The sequence below is a fragment of the Comamonas koreensis genome, assembly GCF_014076495.1.
In the GTDB taxonomy this organism is placed as follows: Bacteria; Pseudomonadota; Gammaproteobacteria; order Burkholderiales; family Burkholderiaceae_C; genus Comamonas; species Comamonas squillarum.
The window spans coordinates 5,018,378-5,032,675 of record NZ_CP043575.1 but is presented as its reverse complement, the minus strand read 5'-3'; the positions used below and the strand labels follow the sequence as shown (position 1 = coordinate 5,032,675).

Below are 14,298 nucleotides of genomic sequence, written 5' to 3'. Positions count from 1 at the left end.
TTGTAGGCACTGATCCGGGTTTCGGCCAGATCCCTGCCTTGCAAGACCGGCCATGCGCATGGCCGGTCTTTTCTTTTATGGGCCGCGCCAACCAGTGCCGGTCCCTCGCGCTACATCTGCGCTGGCGCATTCTGGGCACAATCGAGCCGTGCTGTCCGTCTTCCAAGTCACCTTTCCGTTTTTTGCGCTGGTTCTGTGCGGCTTTGTGGCCACGCGGCGCGGCATTTTTCCGCTGCCCGCGATTGCGGGCGTGAATGCCTTTGTGCTGTATTTCGCACTGCCTTGCATGCTGTACAAAGCGGGCTCATCGCTGCCCTTTGCGCAGTTGATGAACCTGCCCATCTTGCTGCTCTATGTGCTGTGCCAGCTGTTGCTGGTCGCGGGCTGCGTGGCGGCCTCGCGCCTGCGCGGCATGGACTGGAACAACAGCGCTTTTGGCGCGCTGGTGACCGCTTTTCCCAATACCGGGTTCATGGGCTTGCCGCTGCTGGTTGCGCTGCTGGGTCAAGCCGCGGCCGGCCCGGCCATTGTCACCATGCTGGTCGACATGGTGTTCACCACGTCGCTGTGCCTGGCGCTGTCGCGCATGGATGGGGCCGCAGGCAATGCACGTGCGGCGCTGCTCAAGGCGCTCAAAGGCGTGCTCACCAACCCCATGCCCTGGGCCATCTTGCTGGGCGCGCTGGCCTCGTTCATGGAGTGGACGCTGCCCCAGCCGCTGGACCAGACCGCCGGCCTGCTGGGCAGCGCTGCCACGCCGGTGGCGCTGTTTGCTGTGGGCGCCGTGCTGGCCCGCTCCAAGATGGTGGAGGCGGAATATGCTGCCCCCGCCAGCTATGTGCCGCTGGCGCTGGTCAAGCTTTTTGTGCATCCGCTCTTGGTGCTGGGCCTGGGCCATGCCGCCATGGCTGCGGGCCTGCCGGTCCAGCCGTTTGCGCTGCTGGTCGTTGCGCTGGTGGCTGCGCTGCCCAGTGCCAGCAATGTTACCTTGCTGGCCGGGCGCTATGGCGCCCACAATGGCCGCATTGCGCACATCATCCTGGTCAGCACGGCGCTGGCCTTTGTCAGCTTTTCGGCGGCGGTGACCTGGTTGGTCTAGATAGCTTGGGGGTCCACATCGACCAGCCAGCGCACCAGGCCCTTGTGCTCCGGATGCGCGCGCAACCAGTGCAGGCAAGGCTGCCAGGCGCGCAAAAACTGCTGCAAGGCCTTGCGTGAGGGGCTCTCGATCAGCATCTGGGCGCGCTCCACATTGGCCACGCGCTGCATGGACAGCGGAATCGGCGGGTAGACAAAGACTTCGCTGCCGTCCAGCAGCTGCTGGCTGTGGGCGAGCTCGGAGGCGGCGCGCAAAAAGGCCTGGGCCTCTTGCTGGGACCTTGCATCGGCGCGGATGATGGCCTGGTGGGCAAAGGGCGGCATGGCCGCATCGCGCCGCTCCTTGAGCTGCTGGGCGGCAAAGCCGCTGTAGTCCCACTGGCGCAGGGCCTGGTAGACGGCATGCTCGGGCTGCTGGGTCTGCAGCCACATCTCGACGGCGCTGCCCTGGGCGGCCACGTAAGCCGCATCGCGTCCGGCGCGGCCAGCCGCCTGCAGCAGCAGCGAGAACAGGCGTTCGGGCGCGCGGAAGTCGCTGGACATCAGCGCATCATCGGGCTGCACGGCGGCCACCAGGGTCACACGCCGAAAATCATGGCCCTTGGCGACCATCTGTGTGCCCACCAGCACATCGACATCGCCGGCATGCATATCGGCCATCTTCTCTTCGAGCGCGCCCTTGGCCTTGGTGGTGTCGGCATCGATGCGGGCAATGCGGGCCGGCTGCCCGTCGGGCCGCTGCACATTGCGCAGCAGGCGCTCGAGCGCCTCTTCCAGCTGCTCGGTGCCCTTGCCCAGCGGCAGGATATCCGGGTTGCCGCAGCTGGGGCAGGCCAGCGGCACCCGCTGGCTGAAGCCGCAGTGGTGGCAGCGCAGTGTGCGGTCTATCTTGTGGAACACCTGGTGCGCGCTGCAGTGCGGGCAATCGCTTTTCCAGCCGCAGTCGCCGCAGAACAGCACCGGCGCAAAGCCGCGCCGGTTCAGCAGCACCAGCGCCTGCTCGCCCCGCTCCACCCGCTGTGTAATCGCCTGCAGCAGCGCGGGCGAGAACAGCGCCTGGCGCGGCTGCTGGCGCATGTCCACCAGGCGCAGCCGCGGCATCTGACCGGCGCCAATGCGGCTGGGCATGGCCAGCCGCAGGTAGCGGCCGCCTGCATCCTCACCCTGGGCCGGCCGGCTGGCCCACCAGCTCTCCAGCGAGGGGGTGGCCGAGCCCAGAATCACCTGGGCCTGCAGGTCATGGCCGCGCCAGATGGCCAGGTCGCGCGCCGAGTAGCGCGCCCCTTCCTGCTGTTTGTAGCTGGCGTCATGCTCCTCATCGACAATCAGCAGCCGCAGGTGCGGCAGCGAGGCAAACACCGACATGCGCGTGCCCAGCACGATGCGTGCCTGGCCGGTATGGGCAGCCAGCCAGCTTTTGAGGCGCTGGGGCGCCGTCATGCCGCTGTGCATGCTGACAACCGCGCTCTCGCCCAGCCGGGCCGAAAAGCGTGCCTGGAAGCGGGCCTCTAACTGCGGCGTCAGGTTGATCTCCGGCACCATCACCAGCACCTGGGCTTGGGGATCGCGCTCCAGCAAGGCCTCGGCCTGGTGCAGGTAGACCTCGGTCTTGCCGCTGCCGGTGCTGCCAAAAAGCAGGAAGGGGCCGGCATTTTTGTCTATTTGTTCGCAAACCTCCATTTGCTCCTGGCTCAAGGCCAGCGCCTGGTCGGCGGCGACATCGCTGTCGATCGCCGTCTTTTTGCGCTTGAGGCGGCGGGTCAGTTGCTCCACCGTGAGGTCGCGCAGCGCGGGTGGCAGCGCAGTAATCGCCATCTCGCCCAAGCTGCGCTGGTAGTAACGGGCTGCAAAATGCACCAAACGCAGCCAACTTGCAGGCAATGGCGCAATCGCCTCCAGTACCGCGGTGATCGGTTTGATCTTGGCCGGGTCGCCTGCAAATGCGGTATCCGGGCCCCAGACCACGCCCAGCACCTCGCGTTTGCCCAGCGGCACGCGCACCAGGCTGCCAGCGGGCAGTGCATGGGGGGCTTGGTAGGTCAGCAGTTCACTGGCCGCGCTGATGGCACTGTAGGCGGGCGTGTGGACGGCGATGGACAGAAAAATCAAGGGGAGGGCGGAATGAGACGCGGGAACTTGGAGTGTAGCGACTAGCGTGGCACCGCATGGCCCCGGCCCGGTGGAGGTGCCTGAGCCGCTCAGTATGGTGTTTGTCCTGATTGCAAGCGGGGAAGGCTGCAATCCTGTGAGAAACCAAAGAACTTATACACAAGGCAAATCCTCAGAAAAATCAATACGGGACTTATATTTCTGTGGATAACTTTGTTGAAATATCGGCGCTCTGCGCTGGATCGGAATTACCACACATTGTCAGTTGGCTTGTGGAATTGGCTGACAAAATTTTTTTATTTATATCTTTCATTGAGTTATGTTTTGTGATCTGGCAATGTTGTCGATAGAGCCAGGATATTGTGCTAGAGGGTCTGCTTTCCACATTGTGTGCATAAGTGCTTGCTCCGGTGCCGGGTACCGCGCCGAGCGGGCGCGCAGCCCATCGTCGCTTATCCACATTTTTTCGCCAATTAGCTGAGTTATCCACTGCAATTCTTTGATGTGATTCAGAAATTGGCGTTTTGTGCTGGGCTTATACGGTTGCTGGATGCAGGTTCGTGCACAGGCCGCGGACCGGGGGCCTTGGCTTCCGATATGATTTAGCGCCAACCACGCCTGCGCAGCGCTGTTTTGCATGGCGTGGGTCGAAATTTTTGCAGCAGCCTTCGGCGCACTGTGCGATGCAGCTGCGCTGGTTTGCGGCTCCAGGCTGGGCCCGCTGGCCATCGCCAGCAAGGGGCCAGGCTTGTTGCGTCCTTCTGCCTTTTTTACTTGATCCATGCCACTGCTCCGCTCGATACTGCACACGCTCTTTATGGGCCTGACGGTCATTCCCTATACCCTGACCATCTTGCTGCTGCGGGTCTGCGGTGCCAGCAGCCAGGCCCGCTATGCAGTGGCGCGCCGCTGGCTCAAGCTGTCGGCAGACAGCGCCGGCTGGTTCTGCGGCATCCGGGTTCGCACCCAGGGTATGGAGAATCTGCCAGTGGCCGGCCAGCCCGGCAGTGACAAGGGTGTGGTGCTGCTGTGCAAGCACCAGTCGACCTTCGAGACTTTTCTGATGCCGGCCATCATGCCCACACCGCTGGCCTATGTGTTCAAGAAGGAACTGCTGAAGATTCCTTTCTTTGGCTGGTCCATTGGCAGCCTGGACATGATCCATATCGACCGCAAGGATGGCAGCCGCGCCTTTCACAAGGTGGTGGAGCAGGGCAGGCGCCTGCTGGGCCAGGGCATCTGGGTGATCATGTTCCCCGAGGGCACACGCATTGCACGTGGTGAAAGCGGCGAATACAAGACCGGCGCGACGCGCCTGGCCATCATGACCGGTGCCCAGGTGGTGCCGATTGCGGTGACGTCGGCCAAATGCTGGCCGCGCAAGGCCTTTGTCAAGACGCCCGGCATTGTCGATGTGTCGGTCGGCAAGCCCATCGACAGCAAGGGCCGCAAGCACGACGAGCTGATGGCCGAGGTGGAGTACTGGATCGAGTCCGAAATGCGCCGCCTGGACCCCGAGGCCTATGTGGGCAAGCCTGCGCTGCAGGCGCCCGCTGCGGCCGTGGGTGCAGCATCCGCCGCTGCCGAGCCGGGTACCGCTGCCAAATAAAGGAAAAAGACTGCCGTGTCCGCCGCTGAGCGTGTCTTGTTGACCTACTGCTGCCGCAGAGCGGGGAGCTGCCATGGTTGATGTCCGCCGCCTGGTGCAGATGGCGCTGGATCTGTGGGAGCGCAGCGAGCCGACTGCCGCTGTGCGGCCATCACCACCTGCTCCTGCGGCTGTGGCGGTCGCTGATGCCCAGCCTGTGCTGGCGCCCGCGCCTGCTGCCGCAGCGCCTCCAGCGCCTGTGCCTGTGCCTGTGCCTGTGCCTGTGCCTGTGCCTGTGCCTGTGCCTGTGCCTGTGCCTGTGCCTGTGCCTGTGCCTGTGCTTGTGCCTGTGCTTGTGCCTGTGCCGGTCGCCGCCAGGCCAACAGCCCCTGCCGCCCCCGCAGCGCCGGCCTCCTTGCAGGCCCATCCTGTGGCCAACCGCAGCATTCTGTTGCAGGGCCAGCGGGTGGCCTACTTGCTCCAGCGTGCCAAGCGGCGCAGTATTGGGTTTGTGGTCAGTGAGGACGGCCTGGTGGTGCGCGCGCCGCGCTGGGTGACGCAGCCGGGCATTGACGAGGCGCTGCAGGACAAGGCCGGCTGGATCGTGCGCAAGATCGCCGAGATGCAGCAGCGCCGCGCCAGCAGCCTGAGCGCCAGCATCCGCTGGGAAGATGGCGCGAGCCTGCTTTTTCTGGGCCAGCCGCTGCAGCTGGTGGTCGACAGCGAGCAGCGCGTGGCGCGCTCCGGGGCGGTCTGGCGGGTCGAGGAAGAGGCGCCGGACTCACCCTCGCGCCTCTATCTGGCGCTGCCGCCCAGTGCGGGGCGCACACAGATTCGCGATCTGGTGCAGGCCTGGTTCATCCAGAGCGCGCGCCAGCATTTTTTGGCGCGGCTGGCGCATTTTGCGCCGCTGCTGGGCGTGCACTACACCAGCTTGCGCCTCTCGAGTGCCGAGACGCGCTGGGGCAGTGCCAAGTCCGATGGCTCGATCCGGCTTAACTGGCGGCTGATGCACTATGCGCCGGCCGTGATCGACTATGTGGTGGCCCATGAGCTGGCGCATTTGCGGGTGATGGACCACAGCCCCCGCTTTTGGGATACCGTGGCCGAGGTGGTGCCTGACCACCGCGCACTGCGCCAGCAGCTGAAGGATATGCCGGCCCCGCCCTGGGACCGGGCAGCATAGCGGGGCTGGGTCTACCCGCTATTTTTGGAAGAGGTGTCTATGAGCTTGACCGCAGAACAGCAGACCATTGCGCCTGCCAATGGCTATGCCGGTGATATTGGTGCCCGCCTGGCCTGGCACTGGGTGCAAAACCAGCAGGCCGTGCTGGTTGACGTGCGCACCGATGCCGAACGCGCCTGGGTGGGACAGGTGCCTGGGGCCGTGGCCATTGCCTGGAAGCAATGGCCGGACATGGCGATGAACCCGGATTTTGATGCCCAGCTGCTGGCCCTGGCCCAGCGGGCGCCAGGCGCCAAGATCGTGCTGCTGTGCCGCAGTGGCGTGCGCTCGGTGGCAGCGGCGCAGCGCGCCAGCCAACTGGGGCTGGAAGCCTACAACATCCTGCAGGGCTTTGAGGGCGATGCCAATGCCCAGGGGCAACGCGGCCAACTCGGTGGCTGGCGATACCAGGGTTTGCCCTGGTCCCAGTGACATTTGTAATCGTCGCTGCTTGTAACCAGCTGCCTGGGAGGCAGTCGGAATAGCGCCGAGCCTGTAAACTTGGCCGCCTCATGATGGATGGAGTGACACATTGACTGTCGGTGTAGGCAGCGCGGCCTCTGCGCGCGCATTGGTGGGTAGCGTGCGTGCGCACTGGCCGCTGGTGGTCAAGATGACGCGCCGGGAAGTGAGTGAGCGCTTCAAGGGATCGCTTGGCGGGTGGCTGTGGGCCGTGCTGATACCGCTGTGCATGCTGGTCATCTACACCTTTGTGTTCTCGGTGGTGTTCAAGGCGCGCTGGGGCGAGGGGCCTGAGTCCAAGACCCAGTTTGCGATGGTGCTGTTCGCCGGCTTGATCGTCTACGGGCTTTTCTCGGATGTGCTCAACCGCGCCCCGCACCTGGTGCTGGCCAATGTGAACTACGTCAAGCGCGTGGTGTTTCCGCTGGAGATTTTGGTGGTCGTGGCCGTGTGCTCGGCCTTGTTCCAGGCGCTGGCCAGTCTGGTGGTGCTGCTGGTGGCGCTGCTGGTGCTGAACGGCAAGATTCCGCTCACGGCCGTGCTGCTGCCGCTGGTCTGGGCGCCTTTGGTCTTGCTCAGTGTCGGCGTGGGCTGGTTTTTTGCGTCGCTGGGCGTGTTTGCCCGCGATCTCAAGCAGATCACCGGGGTGATGACGACCATGCTGATGTTTATCTCGCCAATTTTCTTCCCCGTGCATGCGCTGCCTGCGAGCTTTCAGACCGCGATGTGGCTCAATCCGCTGACTTTTTTCATTGAACAGACACGCGCCGTGCTGATCTGGGGCCGCATGCCGGACTGGACCGGCTGGGCTATCAGCATGCTGGCCTGCAGCCTGGTCGCCTGGCTGGGCTTTGCCTGGTTCCAGAAGACGCGCAAGGGATTTGCCGATGTCCTCTGAAGCTATCGCGCTGGACGTGCAGGGCCTGGGCAAGTGCTTCCATATCTATGACGCGCCCGGCGACCGCTTGAAGCAGTTTGTGATGCCCCGCCTCTCGCGCCTCCTGGGACGCGAGCCCAAGCCCTACCACCGCGAGTTCTGGGCGCTGCGCGGGCTGGACCTGCAGGTGGCCAAGGGTGAGACCATTGGCATCATCGGCCGCAATGGCTCGGGCAAGTCCACGTTCTTGCAGATGGTCTGCGGCACCTTGGCGCCCAGTTGCGGCGCGGTCACCACCCATGGCCGGATCGCCGCGCTGCTGGAGCTGGGCGCAGGCTTCAACCCCGAGTTCTCGGGCCGGGACAATGTGGCGATGAATGCGGCGCTGCTCGGGCTGAGCGATGCGCAGATCGCCGAGCGCTTTGACTCGATTGCCGCCTTTGCCGATATTGGCGAGTTCATCGACCAGCCGGTCAAGACCTATTCGAGCGGCATGTATGTGCGGCTGGCCTTTGCGGTGATTGCCCATGTGGACGCCGATATTTTGGTGGTCGATGAGGCGCTGGCCGTAGGCGATGCGGTGTTCACCCAGAAGTGCATGCGCTTTTTGCGCAGCTTCATGGAGCGCGGCACCTTGCTCTTTGTCAGCCACGATACGGCCGCCATCAAGAGCCTGTGCGACCGCGTGGTCTGGATCGACAAGGGCCAGGTGATGCAGATCGGCCCGACCAAGGAGGTCTGCGACCGCTATATGCAGGCATGCTATGAGGCCGAGCAGGGCAGTGGCCCGGCTGCTGCGGCGGCGCCGGCGGCACCCGTCTTCGATGCCGGTCTGCCCTGGCATGACCAGCGGCGCGACTTCTTCCGCGCCGAGCCGCTGCGCAACGATATCGAAGTGTTTCGCTTCAACCCCGAGGCGCCATCGTTTGGCCTGGGTGGCGCGCGCATTACCGGCGCCTGGCTGATGGATACGCAGCAGCACCCCCTGCATTGGGTGGTGGGGGGCGAGCCTGTGGTCTTGCGCATCCAGGCCCAGTGCCACCAGCCTCTAGCCTCGCCCATCGTCGGCTTTGTGGTCAAGGACCGCACTGGCCAGGCCGTGTTTGGTGACAACAGCTATTTGAGCTACTTGGGTCAGCCCGTGGCCTGTGCCGGCGGCCAGGTCCTGCAGGCAGAGTTCAGTTTTGACATGCCCCGCATGCCGGTGGGCAATTACGCGATCGACGTCGCACTCGCTGATGGCTCGCAGCACGACCACGTACAGCAGCACTGGATCCAGGATGCGCTGCACTTCAAGTCCGAGTCCACGAACATGGCCACTGGACTGCTGGGCATTCCGATGCGGTCCATCGTGCTGCAGGCTGGCCAGGCGCAACAGGAAACCTCTTCCCCATGAATCGTATGACAGACCTCCCGGGGCAAACGCGCGCCAGCGATGGCTGGTTGCTGCCCGCCGCCTTGATGGAGCCCTACCATCTGACCCATCCCGCGCCCTGGGCGGGGCATATTCCGTTTGCCGCCTGGCTGATGGCGGTGGCACAGCCGCGCAGCCTGGTCGAGTTGGGCGCTTATTCGGGCATCTCCTACCTGGCTTTTTGCCAGGCGATTGCGGAGCAGGGGCTGATGACGCGCACCTACGCGGTCGACACCTGGGAGGGCGATGCCCATGCGGGCGCCTACGGTGAGGGCATTTTGGCCAGCCTGCGCCAGGCCCATGACCCGCACTACACCCAGTTCTCGACCCTGATGCGCATGCGTTTTGACGAGGCCTTGCCCAGTTTTGCCGATGGCAGTGTGGATGTGCTGCATATCGACGGCCTGCACACCTATGAGGCGGTGCGCCATGATTTCGAGACCTGGCTGCCCAAGCTGAGCGAGCGTGGCGTGGTGCTGTTCCACGACAGCAATGTGCACCGCGATGACTTTGGCGTGCACCAGCTCTGGGCGGAGCTGGAGGGGCGCTACCCCAGCCTGCATTTTCCGCACAGCAATGGCCTGGGCGTGTTGCTGGTGGGCGCGCAGCAGCCTGCATTGCTGCGCAGCCTCTGTGATCGCAGTGATGCAGCCTTTCAGCGCGAAGTCTGCCGCGTGTTTGCGGCGCTGGGCGCGCGCCTGGAAGCCAAGGCTGAGATGATGGCGCTGCAGCATGCGCTGGGCGACCAGCGCGAGCAGATACAGTCCTTGGAAGCGGCTGGCCAGCAGCGCCACAGCTGGATCGAAAAGCTCGATGCGGATATCCGCAGCCTGGAGCTGGAGCGCGAGCAGCTGCGGGGCCATCTGGAGGGCACCCAGGCCCAGGCCCAGCAAAGCCAGAATGCGTTGGAGCAGGCACAGGCCCAGGCCCAATGGCTGACGGCTCAGTGGGAGACCCGCCAACAGCAACAAGATATCAAGTTCTTGGCGCTGCAGCAAGAGGCCGCGCAAAAGCAGTGGCAGATCGAGCAGCAGGCCCAGCAGATGCAGGCGCTGGCGCGCAAGCTCTCGCCCATGTGGCAGATCACTGATTTGCTGCGCAAAGGCAAGCGCGTGGTCTTCCGGCTCCAGCAAAAGCTGGCGCCCTATGAGCCCGCTGGCCTGCGCCGGCTGCGCCATGCGCTGCGCCGCAAGATGCGCCAGGCCCGGGGCGCGCCGGGGTCGGCGGTAGCCTTGCTGCCTGGCAACAACCGGCACTACGGCATTTTGGCCACGGCGCACACGCAGTTTGTTGCGCATGCGCTGGCCCAGGTGCTGCGCAAGGCCGGCTTTGAAGTGAGCCTGCTGCAGGATGTGCCGGCCGAGGGCTTTGGTCTGGATATGTACATCGTGGTCTGCCCGCAGATGTTCAAACAGCTGCCGCCCGGTGAGAAGCGCATCGTCTTTCAGATGGAGCAAAGCGTCAGCCCGCGTTGGTTCACTGATGACTACCTGGCGATCTTGGAAAACTCGCTGTCCGCCTGGGACTATGCACCAGCCAACCTGGCCTTTTTGGAGACCAAGGGCATCCGCTATCCGCACACCTTCCTGGTGCCCATTGGTGGCGTGGCCGCGTATTCGCAGCTGTTGCAGGACTGCGGCGAGCCTGCATTGTCGCCCGTCGAGCCGAACTGCGATGTGCTGTTCTACGGCGATGTGAATGCGCCGCGGCGCCAGGAGATGCTGCAGGCCTTGCAGCGCCAGTTCTCGGTGCGCATCGAGGGCAACCTGTTTGGCGATGCCTTGCGCCAGGCCGTGCGCCAGGCGCGGGTGGTTGTCAATATCCACTACTACGAAGGCGCCTTGCTTGAGACCACCCGGGTGTACGAATGTCTGAGCCTGGGCACGCCCGTGGTGACCGAGAGCAGTGCCGATATCCACCAGCATGCGGCCTTGCTGGACAACCCCGCGCTGCGGGTAACGCCGGTGGGCGACGCCCAGGCGATGGTGCAGGCCGTGCAGGAGATGCTGGAGCAGCAGGTGCACTCGCCGGCTCAGCTGCAGCAAGGGCTGGCGGATGAGGTGGTGCGCAGCGGCCAGCAGTTTGAATTCATGGTGCTGCGCGCTCTTTATGCGCTGGGCCGCATCGATGCGGCGCAGTGGGAGGCGCTGACGATGCCGCAGCCGCTGCCCGGCCGCTGCATGGTGCTGAGCATGCCTGAGACCGTGCGCCGCCGCGCCCATTTCATCGAGCAGACCTTGCCGGGTCTGCAGTCCGAGGTGGCGGTGTTCGATGGCGTGCGCTACAGCCCCGGCTGGCTGGGCTGCGCGATGAGCTACCAGTACCTGGCGCGCAAGGCCTTGCAGACCGGGGCGACGCAGCTGGAGATCATGGAAGACGATGTCGAGATGCCGCCCGACTATGCCCAGCGCCGCGCCCGCGTCGATAGCTGGCTGGCTGCCCATGACGGTCAGTGGGATATCTTTGCCGGTCTGATCGCCAAGATCCACCCGGGCACCCAGGTGCTGGAGGTGCAGGAGCGGGACGGTGAGACCTTTGTGGTGCTCGACCGCATGACCAGCATGGTGCACAACATCTACGCGCAGCCCGCGCTCGAAGCGCTGGCGCAGTGGAATTCCTCCATCCGCGACCCGCATACCAACACCATCGACAGCTACCTGCAGGGCCGCGCCCAGATGCGGGTGGTCACCACCTTGCCGTTTTTGGTGGCTCACACCACCGACATGGACTCCTCGCTCTGGGGCATCAACAACCACGAGTACCTGGCGGTCATCTACAAGGCCGAGCAGGATCTGCGCCAGCTGGTCGAGCGCTTTCAGCAGGCGCAGGCCCGCTAACCCGCGAGCCTGGACGAAAAAAATCCCGCACCGGCCAGTCCGGTTGCGGGATTTTTTGATGGACGGGGCTGGATTACAGCGCTGGAATGCGCAGCTTCTGGCCGGGGTAGATCTTGTTGGGGTCGCTCAGCATGGGCTTGTTGGCTTCGAAGATCGTCATGTACTTGTTGGCATCGCCATACATCTTCTTGGAGATACCCGACAGCGTGTCACCCGAGACCACGTCGTAGTACTTGGCTTCTGGCTCAGGGTTGGTAACGGTCATCTGGTTGTCGACATCGCTGACGCTCGAGACATTGCCGCAGCACAGCGTGACTTTTTCCTTCGCCGCCTGGGTGGGGGCCACACCGGTCACGGTGACCTTGCCGGCATCAAAGGCGACCTTCACATCAGACACGCCCAGGTTCTGGGTGCCAATGTATTTTTCGATGGCAGCGCCTGCCGTCGCGTTCAGGTCTTGCGGTGCCGTAGCGGCAGCCGCTTCCTTGCCGCCGAACAATTTCTCACCGGCTTCCTTGATAAAGCTGAACAGTCCCATGGTGACTCCTAGAGGGTTGGTTACAGGAACTGTCCAATATATAGGTATTTGCGAACGCGATGAAGTCAGACGGTGCCGCTTGAAAAAAATTCACAGTGGTGCCGGGAAGACGCGGGATCCCGGGGATGTTGCACGGGCAACAAGGCGGGCGAGCAAAAAGGCCGATAATGCCGCCCATGCATTTTCTGGCCATCGACGTAGGGAACACACGCCTCAAGTGGGCGATGTATGACGCAGCTCAACCGGGCGCCGCCGTGCTGGCCCATGGCGTGGAGTTCTTGGACAACATCGAGCGCCTGGCCGAAGGCAGCTGGGCCGAGCTGCCCGAGCCCCAGCACATGCTCGGCTGTGTGGTGGCCGGCGACGTGGTGCGCCGCCGGGTGCAGACGCAGATGGACATTTGGGACCTGGCGCCTAACTGGGTGGTGTCGTCCAATGCGGAGGCGGGCCTGACCAATGGCTATGACCACCCCAGCCGCCTGGGCACGGACCGCTGGGTGGCGATGGTGGGCGCCTGGCACCATGTGCTGGCCCAGGGGCGCCAGCGCCCGGTGGTGGTGGTCATGGTGGGTACGGCGGTCACTGTCGAAGCCATCGATGCCGATGGCAAGTTTCTGGGCGGTTTGATCTTGCCGGGCCACGGCATCATGCTCAAGGCGCTGGAGTCGGGCACCGCTGGCCTGCATGTGCCGACCGGCGAGGTGCGGCCATTTCCCACCAACACCAGCGATGCACTGACCAGCGGCGGCACCTATGCCATTGCCGGTGCGGTCGAGCGCATGGTGCAGCATGTGATGGCCCACTGCGGCCAGGAGCCCGCCTGCGTGATGACAGGCGGCGCCGGCTGGAAGATGATGCCCAGCATGACGCGGCCCTTTGAGCTGGTCGAAAACCTGATTTTTGACGGCCTGCTGCATATTGCCCACAGCCGCTTTGGCGCCAAGGGCTGACGCAGACCTGCGCCACATGCGCTTACAGACATAGCCCTCTATTGCCAGCGGGCTGCTGGTGCAGCAGAAGGGCAATGCGATAATGGACGGTTATTTGTTGAACTACCTGTACTGACCATGATTCTCGTCACCGGAGGCGCCGGCTTTATCGGCTCGAATTTTGTGTTGGACTGGCTGGCGGGTTCGGATGAACCGGTGGTCAATCTCGACAAGTTGACCTACGCGGGCAATCTGCACAACCTAGAAAGCCTGCAGGGCGACAGCCGCCACCATTTTGTGCACGGCGATATCGGCGACCGCGCGCTGCTCGACCGCCTGCTGGCCGAGCACCAGCCGCGCGCCATCGTGCACTTTGCCGCCGAAAGCCATGTGGACCGCTCGATCCACGGCCCCGAGGATTTCATCCAGACCAATGTGGTGGGTACCCTGCGCCTGCTGGAGGCCGCCCGTGCCTACTGGAGTGGCCTGGAAGGCGAGCGCAAGACCGGTTTCCGCTTTCTGCACGTATCGACCGATGAGGTCTACGGCAGCCTGGAAAAGGACGACCCGGCCTTCACAGAAACCCATAACTTCGAGCCCAACAGCCCCTACAGCGCAAGCAAGGCGGCCAGCGACCATCTGGTGCGTGCCTGGTTCCACACCTATGGCTTGCCGGTGCTGACCACCAACTGCTCGAACAACTACGGCCCCTACCACTTCCCCGAGAAGCTGATCCCTTTGATGATCGTCAACGCGCTGGCGGGCAAGAACCTGCCCGTGTATGGCGACGGCATGCAGATCCGCGACTGGCTCTATGTCAAGGACCACTGCAGCGCCATCCGCCGCGTGCTGGAGGCGGGCCGTCTGGGCGAGACCTACAACGTGGGCGGCTGGAACGAGATGCCCAATATCGAGATCGTCCAGCATGTCTGCCGCCTGCTTGACGCCCAGCGCCCGCGTGCCGATGGCCAGTCTTACGCCGAGCAGATCAGCTATGTAAAGGACCGCCCCGGCCATGACCGCCGCTATGCGATCGATGCGCGCAAGCTGGAGAAGGAACTGGGCTGGAAGCCGGCTGAAACCTTTGACAGCGGCATCCGCAAGACCGTGCAGTGGTACCTGGACCACCAGGATTGGGTGGCCCAGGTGCAGTCGGGTGACTACAAGGACTGGGTCAGCAAGCAGTACGCCTGATGGCGGTTGTGGGCGGGCCAGGCATCT

General features: G+C 64.0%; 12 protein-coding genes. 9 read left to right on the top strand and 3 right to left on the bottom strand.

Going from position 1 to position 14,298, the window contains the following annotated elements; all coding sequences use genetic code 11:
• The first annotated feature begins 148 nt into the window (after positions 1-148).
• A complete protein-coding gene (locus tag F0Q04_RS22975; RefSeq protein ID WP_116926343.1) occupies positions 149-1,099 on the top strand; it encodes an AEC family transporter in 951 nt (316 codons plus the stop codon).
• On the opposite strand, the gene priA is transcribed toward F0Q04_RS22975, so the two are convergent.
• Entirely contained in the window at positions 1,096-3,204 is a 2,109-nt protein-coding gene (priA, locus tag F0Q04_RS22970; RefSeq protein WP_182345880.1) for a replication restart helicase PriA, read from the bottom strand. The two genes, F0Q04_RS22975 and priA, sit on opposite strands and share 4 nt — an antisense overlap.
• Before the next feature lie 312 nt (positions 3,205-3,516).
• Complete coding sequence (locus tag F0Q04_RS22965) at positions 3,517-3,990, bottom strand: hypothetical protein (protein ID WP_133248160.1); 474 nt, start codon at positions 3,988-3,990, stop codon at positions 3,517-3,519.
• On the opposite strand from F0Q04_RS22965, the gene F0Q04_RS22960 reads away from it, so the two are divergent.
• The 6 genes from F0Q04_RS22960 to F0Q04_RS22935 all read left to right on the top strand — a co-directional run bounded on the left by F0Q04_RS22960 (position 3,989) and on the right by F0Q04_RS22935 (position 11,610).
• Positions 3,989-4,816, top strand: coding sequence for a lysophospholipid acyltransferase family protein (locus F0Q04_RS22960; protein ID WP_116926344.1), 828 nt, complete (start codon positions 3,989-3,991; stop codon positions 4,814-4,816). The genes F0Q04_RS22965 and F0Q04_RS22960 overlap by 2 nt on opposite strands.
• 73 nt (positions 4,817-4,889) lie before the next feature.
• Entirely contained in the window at positions 4,890-5,981 is a 1,092-nt protein-coding gene (locus F0Q04_RS22955; RefSeq protein ID WP_232539455.1) for a M48 family metallopeptidase, read from the top strand.
• 39 nt (positions 5,982-6,020) lie between these two features.
• Positions 6,021-6,452, top strand: a complete 432-nt coding sequence (locus F0Q04_RS22950) for a rhodanese-like domain-containing protein (protein WP_182343707.1) — start codon at positions 6,021-6,023, stop codon at positions 6,450-6,452.
• A gap of 100 nt (positions 6,453-6,552) precedes the next feature.
• Positions 6,553-7,380, top strand: coding sequence for an ABC transporter permease (locus F0Q04_RS22945; protein WP_232539454.1), 828 nt, complete (start codon positions 6,553-6,555; stop codon positions 7,378-7,380).
• Positions 7,370-8,755, top strand: coding sequence for an ABC transporter ATP-binding protein (locus F0Q04_RS22940; RefSeq protein ID WP_182343705.1), 1,386 nt, complete (start codon positions 7,370-7,372; stop codon positions 8,753-8,755). Before F0Q04_RS22945 ends, F0Q04_RS22940 begins: the two co-directional genes overlap by 11 nt.
• Before the next feature lie 5 nt (positions 8,756-8,760).
• Positions 8,761-11,610: a class I SAM-dependent methyltransferase gene (locus tag F0Q04_RS22935; RefSeq protein WP_182343703.1), complete on the top strand. Its 2,850-nt coding sequence runs from the start codon at positions 8,761-8,763 to the stop codon at positions 11,608-11,610.
• A 73-nt stretch (positions 11,611-11,683) separates the two neighbouring features.
• On the opposite strand, the gene lysM is transcribed toward F0Q04_RS22935, so the two are convergent.
• Positions 11,684-12,148, bottom strand: a complete 465-nt coding sequence (gene lysM / locus F0Q04_RS22930; protein ID WP_116926348.1) for a peptidoglycan-binding protein LysM — start codon at positions 12,146-12,148, stop codon at positions 11,684-11,686.
• 176 nt (positions 12,149-12,324) lie between these two features.
• On the opposite strand from lysM, the gene F0Q04_RS22925 reads away from it, so the two are divergent.
• Both F0Q04_RS22925 and rfbB read left to right on the top strand, forming a co-directional pair.
• Positions 12,325-13,098 carry a type III pantothenate kinase gene (locus F0Q04_RS22925; protein WP_116926407.1) on the top strand — a complete coding sequence of 258 codons (774 nt, stop codon included), beginning with the start codon at positions 12,325-12,327 and terminating at the stop codon, positions 13,096-13,098.
• A gap of 117 nt (positions 13,099-13,215) precedes the next feature.
• Positions 13,216-14,271, top strand: coding sequence for a dTDP-glucose 4,6-dehydratase (gene rfbB / locus F0Q04_RS22920; protein ID WP_116926349.1), 1,056 nt, complete (start codon positions 13,216-13,218; stop codon positions 14,269-14,271).
• Positions 14,272-14,298 lie beyond the last annotated feature (27 nt).

What these genes read in the sequence shown, in the direction of transcription:
- F0Q04_RS22960 (WP_116926344.1), top strand. Translation starts at nt 3,989, where the DNA reads ATGCCACTGCTCCGCTCGATACTGCACACGCTCTTTATGGGCCTGACG.
- F0Q04_RS22925 (WP_116926407.1), top strand. Translation starts at nt 12,325, where the DNA reads ATGCATTTTCTGGCCATCGACGTAGGGAACACACGCCTCAAGTGGGCG.
- F0Q04_RS22950 (WP_182343707.1), top strand. Translation starts at nt 6,021, where the DNA reads ATGAGCTTGACCGCAGAACAGCAGACCATTGCGCCTGCCAATGGCTAT.
- F0Q04_RS22940 (WP_182343705.1), top strand. Translation starts at nt 7,370, where the DNA reads ATGTCCTCTGAAGCTATCGCGCTGGACGTGCAGGGCCTGGGCAAGTGC.
- F0Q04_RS22965 (WP_133248160.1), bottom strand. Translation starts at nt 3,990, where the DNA reads ATGGATCAAGTAAAAAAGGCAGAAGGACGCAACAAGCCTGGCCCCTTG.
- F0Q04_RS22935 (WP_182343703.1), top strand. Translation starts at nt 8,761, where the DNA reads ATGACAGACCTCCCGGGGCAAACGCGCGCCAGCGATGGCTGGTTGCTG.
- lysM (WP_116926348.1), bottom strand. Translation starts at nt 12,148, where the DNA reads ATGGGACTGTTCAGCTTTATCAAGGAAGCCGGTGAGAAATTGTTCGGC.
- F0Q04_RS22955 (WP_232539455.1), top strand. Translation starts at nt 4,890, where the DNA reads ATGGTTGATGTCCGCCGCCTGGTGCAGATGGCGCTGGATCTGTGGGAG.
- rfbB (WP_116926349.1), top strand. Translation starts at nt 13,216, where the DNA reads ATGATTCTCGTCACCGGAGGCGCCGGCTTTATCGGCTCGAATTTTGTG.